The organism is Burkholderia sp. Se-20378, from assembly GCF_017104665.1.
Classification (GTDB): domain Bacteria; phylum Pseudomonadota; class Gammaproteobacteria; order Burkholderiales; family Burkholderiaceae; genus Burkholderia; species Burkholderia lata.
In genome coordinates this window covers 1-16,951 of record NZ_JAAGPG010000153.1, presented here as the reverse complement: position 1 = coordinate 16,951, position 16,951 = coordinate 1, and the positions used below count along the sequence as shown (strand labels likewise).

The window sequence follows — 16,951 nt, the reverse complement described above, 5'->3', positions numbered from 1 at the left end:
TTGCCTGATGACCATAGCGAGTCGGTCCCACCCCTTCCCATCCCGAACAGGACCGTGAAACGACTCTACGCCGATGATAGTGCGGATTCCCGTGTGAAAGTAGGTAATCGTCAGGCTCCCTAAGCCAAGAACCCCCGCCCGAAAGGCGGGGGTTTTTGCATTTGAGCGACGGAAATGCGCAGGGGATCGGGATGGGCGGCCTGGCTGGAGCTGGGGCGACGAATGAACCGATTTAGGGACCTGCCGCCCTCGAGCGACCCGCCGCTCTGAACCCCTGATCAAACCGATCGAGCTGGCCCCACACGGGTGGCTGGCGCTGGCCGAAATCCACATTCAAACATCCATCCTCCGGCTGTTGCCCCCAGCCAATGTCGTACCGTCTTTAGGAGCCACACAGGCCGGCCTGTTCATCCGTGAGGAGATGCCGATGCGCGTAATAGCGGAAGATCCGTGGAGTTGGTTCCTGTTGGAGGAGGACGGAAAGCTATATCTGGATGTCCCGGTTGAACACGGCGCCGTCTCATTTGGTGCGACGTCCGAACTCAGTCCTGAACAGGCGACTCGCTACGCCCACGAAGGCATTCGCTACCTGCGTGACCTCTCGACCGCAATTCGCCATAAGGCATTGATGCGCGAATGGTCCGCGCCGCCACTGCCTCCTGATTGGGAAGCCCGCTCAATCACTGCGATCCATGAATGGCAAAAGCGCCGCAACGGATAGCGCCCGGCACCCGATCTTCGCGATGCATCGGGTGAACGATGTTCTTGATTTCCTGCGCGGCGCAATTTCGATCGATGGCGCTGTTCTTTATCCCGAGATCCCACGGCACAAACGCTTCGACGTCGTTCCCACTCAAGAAACGACGACCGTAAATTCGACCCCCGATTCGAAGTCGAGGGTCGTGGTGGAATACCGCGAGGCGTCGTCGAGGTAGTGCTTATACGGCTGAACGGCGTCCTCGGCGGTGTACATGTTGTCGGCAAGGACGACCGATCCCGGGCGCAGCAGGCGCTCGATCTGCTTGAACAGTTTCAGATAGGCATCGGCCCATACGTCGATAAACACCATGTCGAACGTACCGTCCAGTTCGGCAACGGTCTTGAATACGTCGCCTTCCCGCATGTCGACATAGGCGTCCAGGCCAGCCGTTCTGACGTGAGCGCGCAAATGTGCGCACTTGAGCGCATCGCGTTCGGTCGCGACGACCATGCCACGGCCCAGCGTGCGCAGCGCCTCGGCGAAATACAGCGTGGACACGCCGCATGAACTGCCGAGTTCGAGGATTCGGGCCGGCCGTTGCGAGAGCACCATGTTGCGCAAAAATCTTCCCGTTTCCGGGGATATGGCCAACGACAGCGGACTCCCTCCGGGGGACTCGAAGTCGTCGCTGGACAGCCCGAACGTTTCGAGAAACCGCCCCCGCAGACGAGGGGCGATCGCTTCGTATTCTTCGGCTAACGACAGGAAATCCTCGTTCGATCCCTGGAACTGCGCACGGGCGCGGGCGACGATTTCGGTCCGGCTCTCTTCGTGGAGCCGGTGCAGAAGGGCGAGGGTGGGTGAAGCCATATGCGTTCCTTGAGGAGGTTGATCCGGTCGGCGATGTATCCAGCGACTGCCTCTCCCGTCAGGGTTTCTGCGCTGTCGCTCGATATCGGCGATACACGGATGGCGCTATGCCGTTCGGGCAAGCGTGATGGCGCGTTCGGGACACGCCGTCACGCAAAGGCCGCATGACCGGCACGCGTACGCATTCGGCGTGTAGGCGACCTTCATTCCATGCACGCGCAGCTTCAGGCGATGCATCAGATCGAGGCCCTGGTAATCGGTCTTGTCGATGCGCCGGATCTCGAACACGTTCTCGGGGCAAACCGCGACGCAATCCGCTTTGCCTTCGCAGCGGTTCAGATCGACGACCGGCGCAATCACCCCCGGCTCCTGCTTGCAGTCGCCCGTTGATTTATCGCGCACGCTCACTCTCCCGTGGGGCGGTTGCTGCGGGATCGCCACGCGTTCCGGAAATGCTCGCGCTCCTCGGGTGTCATGGATTCCCACTTGCGCCAGTGGCGTCGACCGCGCCAGCCGTGGTGTCCGCGGAATCCGCCGAACAGGATGCGGCTCAACACGAGCAGGCCCAGCGCATGGCCGAAGTCGATCGCACGGGCGCCGACGAATAGCGCCGGAATCACCCAGTTCCATAACATCATCACGACCCAGCCGAGCACGCCTATCGCGATCAGCACGAACACCGCTTTGCCTGCACATCTGATTCGGAAATTCATCTGTCGATTCCTTTAGGTGTTATCCAGTTCGTCATAAACGGGCTGCAGTCGGGCACGCAAATGCAAGACCGCATAGCGTTTGCGAGCGAGCAGCGTATTGAGCGCGACACCGCTTTGCGCGGCCATCTCCTTGAAGGACTGACCCTCCAGCTCGTGTGCGATAAAGACCTCACGCTGATTCGCCGGCAACTCGTCGAGCGCATCCTGCAAGGCCTTGAGCACGAGCGTGCGAGCGTAGAGCGCTTCGGGGCCGGCATCCTGCGCCGGTAGTGCGAGGTCCAGGCGATACTCGCCGTTCGCGTCGTCGTCGGCCTCGGACAGGTCGGCCAGCGGCTGCTCCTTCTTCTTGCGGAAGCGGTCAACGATGCGGTTGCGCGCGGCACGGAAAAGCCACGCGCTCACCTGTTCAATGGGCGCAGGAAGTCGATACGCTTGTACGAACTCGTGAAACACATCCTGCAGGATGTCCTCGGCATCGTCCGGGTCGCGTATCCGGCGCCGGATGAAATTCACTAGCCTCGTTCGTTCACGCATCACTGTCGCTGTGATGTCGCGGTCTGGGTCGGTCATCATGTGCGAAGTGGGTGGCGATTCCATGCGCTTGAAGACGTTTCAGGCGCGCGAATATTGTGGCGAGCGTAAAAATCTGCACCCAGGCAGTCGGCGCGGTATCCGGTCTTGCCGGATCAGCCCGTCCGTTCCCCACTCCTCGGTTCCGCCGATCCGTTACTCGCGCTGGTCTGGCCAGTCAGGCCTTAAGTTCCCGCAACCGCAGTCGTTAAGTCGTTAAACAGGGCGTTGCCTGTTTTCGGAGACCTCATTCATATAACGCGGTAACGGAGATCGAAGTCATCATGTTGTCCTCGATTCGTGCTCGGATACTTGCGACCTGCGTCGCCATCGTGGTCACGGCGCTGGCCGTGACAGGCGGCCTGGTCTATTACGTCGTCAAGCAGCACAACGACGAGACAATCGACCAGAATCACAAGTCGATCCTCGCCGGGCACGCGCTGGCGATCAACGAATGGGTGGCCAGCAGAGGCCGGGAAACCCAGGCACTCGCGGACACGATCGCGATCGGCGAGGGCGACCCGCTGCCGGCGCTGAAGCTGCTTGGCAAGTCGGGCGGCTTCGAGGTGTTGACGCTCGGCCTGCCGGACAAGACCGCGTTCTCGAACGTGCCGCTCGCACCCGGCTACGACCCGACAGCACGTCCATGGTACAAGCAGGCAGTCAGCGCCGGCAGCCTGGTCGTGACGGCACTCTACCGTGATGCAACGACCGGCAAGCCGGCTGTTGCGTTCGCGGTGCCCGTGGTGCGCGACGGCACGGTGAGGGGTGTGCTGGCCGCCAGCCTGTTCATGGAGAGCGTGAGTTCGATCGTGACTTCGGTACACCCGACACCCGCGAGCTTCGCATTTCTGGTGGACAAGGGCGGGCGCGTGATTGCGTCGGCCAAGACCGACCTGATCATGAAGCCGGCAACCGGTCTTTCGCCTGCATTCGACGCCGACCACCTCGGCGCGTTGCAAACCGCGTCCGAGCCCGTCGCCGTCGACATCGACGGCGCCACCAAGCTGGTGCGGGCCCAGCCGATCGCCGGTACCGATTGGTCCCTCGTGCTCGCGCTCGACAAGGCGGACGTGACGGCCGGCATGCGCGCGGTCGCGACGACGACGCTGGCAGCGATCCTGATCGTTGCCGTGATCGCTGCCGCGCTCGTCGGCGCGATGACGAACGCGGCCTTCAAGCGCATCCTGCTGGTTCGCGATGCGCTCACGGACGTCTCGAGCGGCAGCGGCGACCTGACGAAACGCCTGCCCGCCGACGGCGTGGACGAAGCCGCGCAGATCGCGCATGCGTTCAACCTGTTCGCCGAAAAGATCAGTGCGATCCTGCTGCAGATCCGCGAGTTCAGCGAATCCGTCAACCTCGCGAGCGCCGAGATCGCGCAGGGCAACCAGGATCTGTCCGGCCGCACCGAACATGCTGCATCGAGCTTGCAGGAAACCGCCGCCGCGCTCGAGGAAATCGCCGGCACGGCCCGCAACTCGGCCGATGCTGCAAGCCAGGTGAGCCGTCTGGCGGAATCGGCGTCGGACGTCGCGGTGCGCGGCGGCACGGTCGTCAGCGAGGTCGTCTCGACGATGGACGAGATCACGCAAGCGTCGAGCGAGATCGCCAACATCGTCGGCGTGATCGACGGCATCGCGTTCCAGACCAACATTCTCGCGTTGAATGCTGCCGTCGAGGCCGCACGTGCGAACGAGCACGGCCGAGGCTTCGCCGTCGTCGCGGGCGAAGTGCGTGCGCTCGCGCAGCGCAGCGCGCAGGCCGCCAAGGAAATCAAGCAGTTGATTCACTCGTCGGTCGAGAAGATCGAGGGGGGCTCGGGGCTCGTCCAGACGGCCGGCGCGACGATGAACGAAATCGTCGAGGGCGTGCGCAGCATCACGAGCGTGATTGCGGAAATTACCGTCGCCGCCAAGGAGCAGAGCACGGGGCTCGAGCAGGTGAATCAGGCGGTGTCGCATCTCGACAATGCGACGCAGCAGAATGCGGCGCTCGTCGAGCAGTCGGCGGCGGCCGCGACGTTGCTGCGCGAGCAGGCCGCCAGGCTCGCGCAGACGGTCGGCGAGTTCAAGCTCGAGGACAGCCGAGCGAGGACGTTGCAGTCAGCCTGAGAAGGGACGATACCGGGTACGTCTGACGGCGGTGCCGACGGACGTTGCCATCAGATCGTGATCCTCAAGATCGGGAAGAACCTGCCCGGGACGACGCTCGATTCCTTTTCGCCGATCTTTTCAGCGCCGAGCGCCAGATAGAACGGGACCGCATTGGGGTCTGCTTCGATCACGAAGCTTCTGATCCCTCGCGCGGCGCTTTCCCTGCGGACCTCTTCCCACAGTGCCCGGGCAACGCCGCGGCCCATGTGGTCGGGATGAACGAACAGCCATCCGGGCGTCGGGCGATCCGATTCCGATGACGCCCTGACCCAGAACCCGATGATTGCCTCGCCGGATTCCGCGACGTAACCGATCGACCCGTCGATCGTCTCCGGTGCAATCGTGAGATCGCTCTGCCACAAGTCGAGCCAGTCCTTCGGATAGCCCCAGTGGGCCTTCGAAATGCGAGCCAGTCGCGTGAGTTCGTCCGCGTCCGCGGTACGGGCAGCACGTATGGTGAATGGTTGGTGCATCTCGTCTCCTGTCATGGACGATACCTGCGTCGGGATATCGTCCGGCTCGCATGGACTCCATTCCGGATGCGCGGCTTGCCTGCTCGCAGCAAGGCCGAGCGAGACACGGCTACGCGACCTGGGATGCATGCCCGGCGACGACGCGCCAGCCCGCGGGCGATCGTCGCCACAGCCGAGTATAGGCAAACACGCCGTCGAACGCCGCGCCGTCGAAATGGCCGGCGAGTATCGCCTTCGTCGTGGTCAGGATCATTTCCCCGATCGCGCATGCGCGCGTTTCCTGTACATCGAGTTTGTCGAGGCGCAGCAGTTTCGCGCGATGCGTCGCCAGGTCGTCCTCCTTCGAGATGACCTGTCCGGTCGGAACGGTGAACACCAGATCGTCGTCCAGCAACGCGTCGAGCGCTTCGACATCGTTGGCCAGCATCGCGGCACGAAGCGCGGCTTCGCTGGGCTCGATGGCGGTACGGATTGCATCCATTTCAGGGCCTCGCATCGTGTCTGAAGATTTGTGGTTCCGTTCATTCCGGCGAGCAGCGGCAGCAACGAACATACCGCACCGACGGATACCGTCTACCGCGCGTTCGACAGCGATTGGCGCCGGACGAGCATCACCACGCAGATGCCGATCGACGCGATGACGTTGACGACCGGATAGAACGCGACCGCGACGCTCCACGTGCCCAGCGCCAGCAACGCCAGCGCGTACTTGAGCACGCACAGCGCGAAATACGCGAGGCTCTCGCTCCACGGATCGCGGATCGTCTTGCGGACGGTCGGGCCGAGGCCCGCAAGCTCGATCAGCGTGACCAGACAGATCGAGATCGTCGGGTCGTCGGTCAGCATCCACAGCGGAATGGCCGACAGGGCCGCGATCAGGAAAAACCAGTCGATGCGTGTCCAGCCGCGCTCGCCGCGAAAGAGGCTGGCCACCAGCGTCAGAAAGCACGTAACGGCAATTGCTGCCGTGCACCACGCGGACGGCCCCGCACCCGCGACGAACTGGCCGGCAGCCGCGATCGCCGTGACGACCGACCACACGAGCCATGTGAACAGATGCGGACGAACCGTGCGCCGGTAGATTGCGAGCGCATACGGAATCGCCGCCAGCAAAGACACGGCCGTTCCGATCGCGCCAAAGATCGAAGCGGCGCCCTGATCGACACTCATCATCGATGCACCCTCGTTCGCGCAGGCCGACCAGTATGTGGTCGGACAGGCCGGGGCGCAATGTCGTGCCGGCCAGGTGTCGCTGCGGGTGACACGTCGGATCCCACCGGAAGGCCGATGCGATCGCACGCAAACAAACGGCACCGGGATCCTGACGTGGCAGGAAAACCCACTGCACGACTGCAGGATGAATAGAAATAACCTCTTCAATGAGAAGAAAAAGTGTTCTTTCAAATCTCTTTTTGATGACCGACAGTTTGCCAACCGGACGACTGCGGCGATGCACGGCAGTGATGGGCATCGGTCGTGCCCGCTGGCGTCTTTCGTCGGGTCGAGTTCAGGCGGAGAACAACGCACAAACGCCTGGTCGTCAAAACGGAGTCTTGAATGAACCCAACCTCAGCAGAAAATCATCAGCACGCGGACTGGAGACGTCTCGCGGCGCAAGTGGTCCCGAGAACGCTCGCGCATATCGGCGGCCGCAGCGTGCCGGCCCGAAGCGGCCGGACGTTCGCCGCGATCAATCCGGCCACGGAGGCCGTCATCGCGGAAGTCGCGTCGTGCGATGCACCGGACGTCGACGACGCGGTGCGTGCCGCGCGTCACGCGTTCGAATCCGGTGTCTGGTCGCGCTGCGCGCCGGCAGAGCGCAAGCGCGTGCTTTGCCGGCTTGGCGAACTCATCGCATCGCACGGCGCGGAGCTCGCGCTGCTCGACTCGCTCAACATGGGCAAGCGCGTGGCGGACGCGTTCAGCATCGACGTGCCGGCCGCGGGCAGCCTGTTCAGCTGGTACGGCGAAGCCGTCGACAAGCTGCATGGCGAAGTGGCGTCGACCGACCCCGGCAACCTCGCGGTCGTCACGCGCGAACCGTTGGGTGTGGTCGGCGCCGTGGTGCCGTGGAATTTTCCGCTCGACATGGTCGCGTGGAAGGTGGCGCCGGCGCTGGCGGCCGGCAACAGTGTCGTGCTGAAGCCGGCGGAACAATCGCCGCTGTCCGCGTTGCGTCTCGCGGAGCTGGCGCTCGAGGCCGGCCTGCCGCCGGGCGTGTTGAACGTCGTACCGGGCTATGGCGAAACCGCGGGGCGCGCGCTCGGGCTGCATCCCGACGTGGACGTGCTCGCCTTCACGGGATCGACGGCAATCGGCAAGAAATTTCTCGAGTACGCCGCGCAGTCGAACATGAAGCAGGTGTGGCTCGAGTGCGGCGGCAAGAGCCCGAACCTGGTCTTCGACGATACGGACGATCTCGACCTGGCCGCACGCAAGGCGTGCTTCGGCATTTTCTTCAACCAGGGCGAGGTGTGTTCCGCCAACTCGCGGCTGCTGGTTCAGCGTTCGATTCACGATGCGTTCGTCGACCGGCTGATTGCGCATGCCGCCGCGTTCATGCCGGGCGATCCGCTCGATCCGTCGAGCGGGATGGGCGCCATCGTCGACGAGCAGCAGCATCGGCGCGTGCGCGAGTGGATCGCACGCGGCCGCGATAGCGCGACGCTCGCGATCGGCGGCGGCGCGCCGCGTGTCGACGGCAAGGGCTACTTCATCGAGCCGACGATCTTCATCGACGTGAAGCACGACGACGCCATCGCACGCGAGGAGATCTTCGGGCCGGTGCTGTCCGTGATGGCGTTCGATACCGAGGACGAGGCCCTCCGGCTCGCGAATGATTCGATCTATGGGCTGGCCGCGTCGGTCTGGACCGGCAGCCTGTCGCGCGCGCACCGTGTATCGGGCCGGCTGCGCGCCGGCACGGTGTCCGTCAACACGGTCGATGCGCTGAGCGCGCAGACGCCGTTCGGCGGGTTCCGCCAGTCGGGCTTCGGCCGCGATCTTTCGCTGCATGCGATCGACAAGTACACGGGCCTCAAGACGACCTGGATCAGTTACTGATTCGACGCGGCGGGCCGCAAGCGGTGGCGCCGCGCAACACGACAACGCTTTTCATCCACAAAACGAACCGGAGACTCGCCTATGAATGCGCCCAACTTTCCGCATCGTACGACGCAGGACTATCAACGCAGCGACGCCGCGCATCACCTGCATGCGTTCGTCGACCAGAAGGCGCTGAACGAGGAAGGCGCGCGCGTGATGGTGCGCGGCGAAGGTGTCCATCTATGGGACAACGACGGCAACCGCTATCTGGACGGCATGTCCGGCCTGTGGTGCACCAACGTCGGCTATGGGCGGCCGGAGCTGGTCGATGCCGCCGCGCGGCAGATGAAGGAGCTGTCCTACTACAACATGTTCTTTCATACGACGCACCCGTCGGTGATCGAACTGTCGGAGCGGCTGTTCGCGCTGCTCGGCAACCGCTTCAGTCATGTGGTGTATACCAATTCGGGATCCGAATCGAATGAGGTGCTGATTCGCACCGTGCGGCGGTTCTGGGATGTGATGGGCAAACCGGAGAAGAAGGTGCTGATCGGCCGCGTGAACGGCTATCACGGGTCGACGGTGGGCAGCGCGTCGCTGGGCGGCATGGCGTTCATGCACGAAATGGGCGACCTGCCGATTCCGAACATCACGCACGTGGACGAACCGTACTGGTACGCGAACGGTGGCGACCTGAGCCCCGAGGCCTTCGGCAAGCAGGCGGCGCTGTCGCTCGAACGCAAGATCCTCGAGATCGGTGCGGAGCGCGTTGCCGCGTTCGTCGCGGAGCCGTTCCAGGGCGCGGGCGGGATGATCTTTCCGCCGGACGGCTACTGGCAGGAGATCGAGCGCATCTGCCGTCAATACGACGTGCTGCTCTGCGCGGACGAAGTGATCGGCGGTTTCGGCCGCACCGGCGAGTGGTTCGCGCACCGCCACTTCGGCTTCGAACCGGACCTGATCTGCATGGCCAAGGGGCTGACCTCGGGCTACGTGCCGATGGGCGGGCTGATCATGAGCCGGCGCGTCGGCGATGCGCTGGTCGACAAGGGCGGCGTCTACGCGCACGGGCTGACCTATTCGGGGCACCCGGTCGCGGCCGCCGTCGCGCTGGCGAACCTCGACGTGCTCGAACGGGAAGGCCTCGTCGAGCGGACGAAGACGGATACCGGGCCGTACCTGCAGAAGGCGCTGCGCGATGCGTTCGGCAGCCATCCGCTCGTCGGCGAGATCCAGGGCGTGGGCGCGGTCGGCGCGATCCAGTTCGCGAAGAACAAGGCGACGCGCGAACGCTTTGCGAACGAGGCCGACCTGACCTGGCACAGCCGGACGGTCGGGTTCGAACTCGGCGCGATCGTGCGTTCGACGAACGGCCGACTGATCGTTGCGCCGCCGCTGGTGATCGACCACGCGCAAATCGATGAACTGGTCGACACGATGCGCAAGGCCGTGGATGCCACCGCACGCGAAGTGCTCGGGATCGACTGCTGACGGGTTGAGCGACGCGCTTCCGCCCGATGAGCGTCGGGCGGGAGCGCACCGAACCACAGGTTTCGCTGCGGAGATAAGCCGGCTGTGCGCGGCTACCTGAGCGGCATTCCGACAGGTTGACGATCGGGCGCCGTGGGCGGTGGTCGAGACAAGACGATGTGTCACTGACCGATTATTGATCAGGAATGCAAATGGTATGCCTGGTGTATTGAAGCACACGTGCTTTGAGTCGACCACCCATTCCTGCTTACCCGTCAGCCCCCGAATCCACGAACATCACAACAGAAACAAGGAGACGAAATGAGTCAGGGCGAGTCCGTTGCTCATCTCGAGGAAAGCACTATCCAGCCGATTCCGCTGACCGAGCGGCACGGCAGCGCGAAGGACCTGTTCACGATCTGGTTCGGGTCGAACATCATGATGCTGACGATCGTCACCGGATCGCTCTCGACCACGGTGTTCAAGCAGCCGTTCTGGTGGGCGGCGCTCGCCACGCTCGTCGGCAGCCTGATCGGCGCGGTGTTCATGGCGCTGCATTCCGCGCAGGGGCCGCAGCTTGGCGTGCCGCAGATGATCCAGACCCGCGGGCAGTTCGGGTCGTTCGGCGCGCTGCTCGTGGTCGCGCTGGTCGTCGTGATGTATGTCGGCTTCTTCGCGTCGAACTGCGTGTTCGGCGGGCAGGCGCTGCACAGCCTGAGTGCCGACATTCCGCTCGATGCGGGCGTCGTGGTGATCGGCCTGATCAGCCTGCTCGGATCGATCTACGGCTACAAGCTGATCCACGCGTATGCGCGGCTGTTGAGCTGGTGCTCGGGCAGCGTGCTCGTGCTGGCGTTCGTGTGGATCATTTTCGTGCATGGATTGCCCGCCGATACGTTCTCGAAGCATTCGCTGAACCTGTCAGGCTTCCTGGGCGCGATGTCGGTCGCCGCGCTGTGGCAGATCGCCTATGCGCCTTACGTATCGGACTATTCGCGCTACCTGCCGCCCGATACCGGGCCGCGCACGGCGTTCTGGTCGAGTTACTGGGGCTGCGTGCTCGGCTCGTTCTTCCCGATGCTGCTCGGCTGCCTGGTGGGTCTTGCGACACCCGACGGCAATGTCGTGAGCGGCCTCACGGGCCTCACGCAAGGGATCAGCGTACTCGTGATCGTCGTGCTGTCGTTCGGCATCGCTGCCAGCAATGCAATGGAACTGTATTGCGGTGCGCTGTCGGCCATCACGGTGCTGCAGACGCTCTTTCCGTCGTGGTCGGGCAAGGCGCGTGCGCGGGCGATTACCGCGATCGTCCTGTGCGGCATCGCGCTCGCGATCGCGCTGTTCGGGCAGGACAATTTCCTCGCCGGTTACACGAACTTCATCCTGCTGCTGCTGTACGTGCTCGTGCCGTGGACCGCGATCAACCTCGTCGACTACTACCTCGTGTGTCACGGCGAGTACGACGTCGATTCGTTCTTCCGGCAGGATGGCGGTATCTACGGACGCTTCAATACGATCGCCGTCGGTTCGTATGTCATCGGCATCGTCGCGCAGGCGCCGTTCATGGCGACCGATCTCTATACGGGCGAACTGGCGAGCCGGCTCGGCGGCGCGGACGTGTCGTGGATCGTCGGGTTGTCGCTGACGTCGCTCGTCTACTACGCGGGCTGCAAGCTGTTCTCGCGGCCGCTGCAGGGCGTTGCCGCGAGCGTGGACGGGGTTTCCCGGTGAGTCTGCGTCACGTTACAGCACGAATGTCCGCAGGCGTTCGGCGTGGGCTTCGAGGCCGTCGAGGCCGAGGTAGTGGCTCAGCTTGCCTTTGCGGACCTCGGCGATGTCGGCGGTGAACTTGCGCAGCAGCGTTGCACTCGCCGTGCGGTAGGCGGCCGCCGTATCAACGCCTCGTGCCGCCAGTGCCGCGCCGATCAGGCGCGCGCTGTCGGCGCCGCCGCCGGCGACACAGCGGGCCATCGCGTCGGCATCGGGTTGTGCGCCGGCGTCGAGCAGTGCGCGCATCAGCGCGACCGGCACGTTGCCGGACGCGGACTCAAGCGAATCCGGCGCGACCGGCGCGCCGGATTCGAGCAACGCGGCGGCGGCGGCAAACTTCTTGCGCCGCAGCGCGTAGTCGGTCGGGATCGAGCTGTTGGCGAGCGCCGTGCCGAGATTCGCGACGAGCGGCGCCAGTTGCAGGGTGAGCGCCGTGTCGTCGTGGTCGATCGCGTCTCGCAACGCCTGGCGCGCGAGGGCGGGTTGGGCAGCGAGCGTGCCGGCGGCGAGCGGCGTGCGCCAGTCGATCATGGCCCGGCGATAGAACGCGATCAGCTTGTCTGCCAGCGGTTCGGACAGGCCATGCTCGGCGCGGTGTTCATCGACATACTCGAGAAACGTCAGGCCGGTGCCACTGTCGCCGGGTTCCAGCGGGTCCGCGTTCAGCTGCAGCGCGCCGAATGCCGCGTACAGGTCCGGCGCAATCGTGGCGAGGCCGTCCTCATGCATCGCGCCGCGCCACGCAGGCGGCAGCCCCTGTTTCCACGCGAGCACGTGGCCGCAATCTTTTGCGTCGGGTTCCGTCACGATGTAGATGCGGTCGCAGTACTCGAATCCGCCGAACGGCAATACGTCGAGCCTGCCGTTCCAGGTGCGCGAATCCTCCTCGGCGGCTTCTTCGGCCAGTTCGAGTTCGTGGTCGATCCAGCCCTGCAGGTCGCGGTAGCCGTTGCTGTCGTTGTAGAACAGCTCACCCCAGCTGATCCCTTCGATATGACCGTTCATCTCCAGCGTCAGGTCGTAGTCGAGGCTGCCGCCGGCCGTCGTGCGCCACAGCTCGAGCAGCGCGGGCGGGAGGTCGCCGTGGCAGCGGGCCTGCACGGCCGCGATCTGGTCGGCCGGCATTGGCGGTTGCGCGTCGAAGATCACGCGGTCGGCAAACAGTACGATGCCGTGCGCGCGCAGGTCGGCCAGTTCAGCGTCGGAAAAGTGGGTTGCTTGCATCGGAGCGGGAGCGGTGGTGGTGGGTCGAGTGTTCGCCGTCGCTCATGGATTACGAACGGCAGTCGATAGGTCGCATCCTAGCAGCGTCGCGTGAGCGTTTCCGTGTCGGCCGTGCATGCTTGTCGACGACAGCCTGCCGCATCATCCGCTCGCGACCCCCGGCTCCCCCTCCGCCGCATGCACGTCCCGCCGGAACGCACCGGGGCTCGTACCCGTCCATTTCCGGAACGCGCGATGAAACGCGCTCGGCTCGGTGAACCCGAGCTCGGCCGCAATCTCCGCGACGCTCAGCGCATTCCCGCGCAACAGCGACTGGGCCAGCGCGCCGCGCAGCTCGTCCTTGATCGCCGCGAAGCTTTGCCCCTCGCTGCGCAGACGCCGCCGCAGCGTCGCGGGCGTCGTGCCGAGGCGCACGGCCAGCGTATCGAAGTCGGGCCACTCCGCAGCGGGTAGCGTTTTCAGTTGCGTGCGTGTCTTCGCAACCCAGCCCGTATCGTGCCGGTAGCGGACGAGCAGGTTGCCGGGCGCGCCGCGCAGGAAGGTCTTCAGTGCCTGCTCGGAGCGGATCGTCGGCAGCGCGAGGTACGCGGCGTTGAACGCGAGCCGGCTGTCGGGCCGGTCGAAATGCACGGGCACGCCGAAGAACTGGTGGTAGTCGCTGCGCTGGTCGGGGCTCGGGCACGCGAAATCGATGCGCTGCAGCGGGATGCGCCGGCCGATCAGCCAGCACGCGACGCCAAGGAGGATCAGCCAGAACGTCCGGTATGCGAACGCCGGGTACGGCGCGCCGGTCTGCGTCAGCACGATCTGCGCCTGCCCGTCGGCCACGACGAGCTCGCCATGCGGCTCGTCCAGCACCACGCGCAGGAACTGCAGCGCGCGCCGCAGCGCCTTGTCGAGCGTGCCGGCGTGCAGCACCGCATGGCACAGCAGCGTGAAGCTGCCATGCCGCATCGGGCGTGCGGCGAGGCCGAAGAACTCGTCGTCGAGCGCACCGGCGATCGCGAGCCACAGCCGGCCGTACTGCTGCGGCGTGACGGGCTCGCGCACGGCGGCCGGCAGGCCGGCGGCGCGTAGCACGGGCTCCGTCGGAAGGCCTTGCCGGCGCAGGCACGCGAGCGCGTCGTCGACGAAATCCGGCGAAATCATCTGCGGCCCCATTTTCCTGCATCCTCCCGACATGGCAAAAGCGATCACGATTCTAGATTCTGTTTGTCATTGATTGCAATGTGTGGGCTGTCTACTATCGAACTATCCCCGTCGCGCCCCTGGCTCGCCGGCGGGCATAACGCACAGGAGACACGCATGTCTGATGGAGCTACCGCCCAAGCGGTGCCGGCCTACGCCGACGCCGTGGCCCGGTTCAGTATCGAGACCGCCGCGCAGCGACTGCACGGCGACCTGGAGCGCGGCCTGAACGCGTGCGTGGAATGCTGCGACCGGCACGCATCGGCGGACGCGATTGCACTCGACTGGATCGACACGGGCGGGCAGCACCACCGCTACACGTTTGCGCAGATGAAGGCGCTGTCGGCACGCGTCGCGAACCTGCTGGTCGCGCAGGGTGTGAAGCCGGGCGACGTGGTGGCAGGCCTGTTGCCGCGCACGCCGGAACTCGTCGCGACGATCCTCGGCACGTGGCGCGCGGGCGCCGTCTACCAGCCGCTGTTCACCGCGTTCGGCCCGAAAGCGATCGAGCACCGGCTGCGCATGAGCGACGCGCGTCTGGTCGTGACCAACGTCGCGAATCGCGCGAAGCTCGACGAGATCGCCGGTTGCCCGAGCGTTGCGACAGTGCGCGAGCCGGGCGAGACGCTGCCGGAACGCGACATCGATTTCCGCGCGGCGCTCGACGCGCAGTCCGACACGTTCGAACCGGTGCTGCGCAAGGGCACGGACCTGTTCATGATGATGTCGACGTCGGGCACGACGGGCTTGCCGAAAGGCGTGCCGGTGCCGCTGCGCGCGCTGCTCGCCTTCGGGGCGTACATGCGCGAGGCGGTGGACCTGCGTGCCGGCGACCGGTTCTGGAACATCGCCGATCCGGGCTGGGCGTACGGCCTCTATTACGCGATCACGGGCCCGCTGCTGCTGGGCCACGCGACGACGCTCTACGAAGGCAGTTTCACGGTCGACAGCACGTACGACGTGATCGAACGGCTCGGGATCACGAGCCTCGCCGGCTCGCCGACGGCCTACCGGATGCTGATGGCGGCCGGGACGGAAGCGGCGGCGCGGCTGAAGGGCAAGCTGCGCGTGGTCAGCAGCGCGGGCGAACCGCTGAATCCGGAAGTCGTGCGCTGGTTCGACGCGGCGCTCGGCGCGCCGATCTACGATCACTACGGCCAGACCGAACTCGGAATGGTCGTGAACAACCACCACGGCCTCGCGCATGCGGTCCACGCCGGATCGGCCGGCTTTGCGATGCCAGGCTACCGCGTCGCGGTGCTTGACGAAGCGAGCCGCGAGCTCGGCCCGGGCGAGCCCGGCAACCTGGCGATCGACATCGCGCGCTCGCCGCTGCTGTGGTTCCACGGCTACTGGCAGCAGGACACGCCGGCGATCGCGGGCGGCTATTACCGGACCGGCGACAACGTCGAGCTGGAACCGGACGGCACCGTGAGCTTCATCGGCCGCGCGGACGACGTGATCACGTCGTCGGGCTACCGGATCGGCCCGTTCGACGTGGAAAGCGCGCTGATCGAGCATCCGGCCGTGAGCGAGGCCGCCGTCATCGGCGTGCCCGATGCGGAGCGCACGGAGATCGTCAAGGCGTTCGTCGTGCTGTCGAAAGACTACGACGGCACGCCGGCGCTGGCCGAGGAACTGAGCCTGCACGTGAAGCGGCGGTTGTCCGCTCACGCCTATCCGCGTGCGATCGACTTCGTCGACGCGCTGCCGAAAACACCGAGCGGCAAGATCCAGCGCTTCGTATTGCGCAAGATGGAAGCCGAGAAGGCCGCTCAACCCTGAACACAACCTGTACGGACTGCGAATGGATATCAAGGATCGTGTTTTTCTGATTACGGGCGCCGGTTCGGGCCTTGGCGCCGCGGTGGCGCGCATGGTGGTCGCGGAAGGCGGCAAGGCCGTGCTGCTGGACGTCAACGAAGAGGCGGGTGCGGGCCTCGCGCACGAGCTGGGTGCGGCCGCACGCTTCGTGAAGACCGACGTCACGAGCGAAGCCGACGGCCAGGCGGCCGTCGCCGCGGCGCGTGACGCGTTCGGTCGCATCGACGCGCTCGTCAACTGTGCGGGCGTTGCGCCGGGCGAGAAGGTGGTCGGCCGCGAGGGTCCGCATTCACTGGACCGCTTTGCGCGCGCGGTGTCGATCAATCTGGTCGGCACGTTCAACATGATCCGGCTGGCCGCCGAAGCGATGTCGAAGCAGGACGCCAATGCGGAAGGCGAGCGCGGCGTGATCGTCAACACCGCGTCGGTCGCGGCGTTCGACGGGCAGATCGGGCAGGCCGCGTATGCGGCGTCGAAGAGCGGTGTGGTGGGCATGACGCTGCCGATCGCGCGCGAGCTCGCGCGGTTCGGCATTCGTGTCGTGACGGTCGCGCCGGGCATCTTCGCGACGCCGATGATGGCCGGCATGCCGCAGGACGTGCAGGACGCGCTCGGCAAGAGCGTGCCGTTCCCGCCGCGGCTCGGCCGCCCGGAAGAATTTGCGGCGCTGGTGCGCCACATCGCCGGGAACACGATGCTGAACGGCGAAGTCATCCGTCTCGATGGCGCGTTGCGCATGGCACCGCGCTGACACTGGAGGAAGCGAATCATGACGACTCAGGATCCGATCGTAATCGTTGGTACGGCGCGTACGCCGATGGGTGGTTTTCAGGGCGACCTGGCGGCAGCCAGCGCGAGCGACCTTGGCGCGGTAGCGATTCGTGCGGCGCTCGAGCGCGCGAACGTGCCGGCCGAGCGCATCGATGAAATCGTGTTCGGCTGCGTGCA

The 16,951-nt window shown here is 65.3% G+C and carries 16 protein-coding genes, 1 rRNA gene and 1 pseudogene; 9 read left to right on the top strand and 9 right to left on the bottom strand.

The window, feature by feature from the left end; translation table 11 throughout:
• Positions 1-3 precede the first annotated feature (3 nt).
• Positions 4-116, top strand: a 5S ribosomal RNA gene (rrf, locus tag G3N93_RS17910).
• A gap of 311 nt (positions 117-427) precedes the next feature.
• Entirely contained in the window at positions 428-721 is a 294-nt protein-coding gene (locus G3N93_RS17905; RefSeq protein WP_206133623.1) for a hypothetical protein, read from the top strand.
• 132 nt (positions 722-853) lie between these two features.
• On the opposite strand, the gene G3N93_RS17900 is transcribed toward G3N93_RS17905, so the two are convergent.
• The 4 genes from G3N93_RS17900 to G3N93_RS17885 form a co-directional block, all read right to left on the bottom strand.
• Positions 854-1,570, bottom strand: coding sequence for an O-methyltransferase (locus tag G3N93_RS17900; protein WP_206133622.1), 717 nt, complete (start codon positions 1,568-1,570; stop codon positions 854-856).
• A 105-nt stretch (positions 1,571-1,675) separates the two neighbouring features.
• Positions 1,676-1,972 (bottom strand): 4Fe-4S dicluster domain-containing protein, encoded by a 297-nt coding sequence (locus G3N93_RS17895; RefSeq protein ID WP_206133624.1) that lies wholly within the window; start codon positions 1,970-1,972, stop codon positions 1,676-1,678.
• 2 nt (positions 1,973-1,974) lie between these two features.
• Complete coding sequence (locus G3N93_RS17890; protein WP_174943775.1) at positions 1,975-2,283, bottom strand: hypothetical protein; 309 nt, start codon at positions 2,281-2,283, stop codon at positions 1,975-1,977.
• 12 nt (positions 2,284-2,295) lie between these two features.
• Positions 2,296-2,880, bottom strand: a complete 585-nt coding sequence (locus G3N93_RS17885) for an RNA polymerase sigma factor (RefSeq protein WP_206133621.1) — start codon at positions 2,878-2,880, stop codon at positions 2,296-2,298.
• Positions 2,881-3,137: 257 nt separating this feature from the next.
• On the opposite strand from G3N93_RS17885, the gene G3N93_RS17880 reads away from it, so the two are divergent.
• On the top strand, positions 3,138-4,967 hold the full coding sequence (locus tag G3N93_RS17880; protein ID WP_206133620.1) for a methyl-accepting chemotaxis protein: 1,830 nt from the start codon (positions 3,138-3,140) through the stop codon (positions 4,965-4,967).
• A 50-nt stretch (positions 4,968-5,017) separates the two neighbouring features.
• Here the strand turns inward: G3N93_RS17880 and G3N93_RS17875 are convergent, their stop codons facing one another.
• The 3 genes from G3N93_RS17875 to G3N93_RS17865 form a co-directional block, all read right to left on the bottom strand.
• Entirely contained in the window at positions 5,018-5,482 is a 465-nt protein-coding gene (locus tag G3N93_RS17875; protein ID WP_175043624.1) for a GNAT family N-acetyltransferase, read from the bottom strand.
• 109 nt (positions 5,483-5,591) lie between these two features.
• Complete coding sequence (locus tag G3N93_RS17870; RefSeq protein WP_174943798.1) at positions 5,592-5,963, bottom strand: nuclear transport factor 2 family protein; 372 nt, start codon at positions 5,961-5,963, stop codon at positions 5,592-5,594.
• A gap of 92 nt (positions 5,964-6,055) precedes the next feature.
• Positions 6,056-6,655: a hypothetical protein gene (locus G3N93_RS17865; RefSeq protein WP_174945332.1), complete on the bottom strand. Its 600-nt coding sequence runs from the start codon at positions 6,653-6,655 to the stop codon at positions 6,056-6,058.
• 384 nt (positions 6,656-7,039) lie between these two features.
• On the opposite strand from G3N93_RS17865, the gene G3N93_RS17860 reads away from it, so the two are divergent.
• The 3 genes from G3N93_RS17860 (at position 7,040) to G3N93_RS17850 (ending at position 11,728) form a co-directional block, all read left to right on the top strand.
• Positions 7,040-8,545, top strand: a complete 1,506-nt coding sequence (locus tag G3N93_RS17860) for an aldehyde dehydrogenase (RefSeq protein WP_206133619.1) — start codon at positions 7,040-7,042, stop codon at positions 8,543-8,545.
• An 81-nt stretch (positions 8,546-8,626) separates the two neighbouring features.
• Positions 8,627-10,018 (top strand): aspartate aminotransferase family protein, encoded by a 1,392-nt coding sequence (locus G3N93_RS17855; protein ID WP_174945328.1) that lies wholly within the window; start codon positions 8,627-8,629, stop codon positions 10,016-10,018.
• 300 nt (positions 10,019-10,318) lie between these two features.
• Entirely contained in the window at positions 10,319-11,728 is a 1,410-nt protein-coding gene (locus G3N93_RS17850; RefSeq protein WP_174943755.1) for a cytosine permease, read from the top strand.
• 12 nt (positions 11,729-11,740) lie between these two features.
• Here the strand turns inward: G3N93_RS17850 and G3N93_RS17845 are convergent, their stop codons facing one another.
• Together G3N93_RS17845 and G3N93_RS17840 are read right to left on the bottom strand one after the other, a co-directional pair.
• Positions 11,741-12,991 carry an SMI1/KNR4 family protein gene (locus tag G3N93_RS17845; protein ID WP_206133618.1) on the bottom strand — a complete coding sequence of 417 codons (1,251 nt, stop codon included), beginning with the start codon at positions 12,989-12,991 and terminating at the stop codon, positions 11,741-11,743.
• A 141-nt stretch (positions 12,992-13,132) separates the two neighbouring features.
• Complete coding sequence (locus tag G3N93_RS17840; protein ID WP_206133617.1) at positions 13,133-14,152, bottom strand: AraC family transcriptional regulator; 1,020 nt, start codon at positions 14,150-14,152, stop codon at positions 13,133-13,135.
• A 144-nt stretch (positions 14,153-14,296) separates the two neighbouring features.
• Here G3N93_RS17840 and G3N93_RS17835 point away from each other — a divergent pair, with 144 nt between their 5' ends.
• The 3 genes and pseudogenes from G3N93_RS17835 to G3N93_RS17825 all read left to right on the top strand — a co-directional run.
• A complete protein-coding gene (locus tag G3N93_RS17835; protein WP_206133616.1) occupies positions 14,297-15,964 on the top strand; it encodes an acyl-CoA synthetase in 1,668 nt (555 codons plus the stop codon).
• Between the two features lie 22 nt (positions 15,965-15,986).
• Positions 15,987-16,754, top strand: a complete 768-nt coding sequence (locus G3N93_RS17830; protein ID WP_174943743.1) for a 3-hydroxyacyl-CoA dehydrogenase — start codon at positions 15,987-15,989, stop codon at positions 16,752-16,754.
• Between the two features lie 18 nt (positions 16,755-16,772).
• Positions 16,773-16,951 (top strand): annotated as a pseudogene (locus G3N93_RS17825) (acetyl-CoA C-acetyltransferase); the annotation flags it as partial.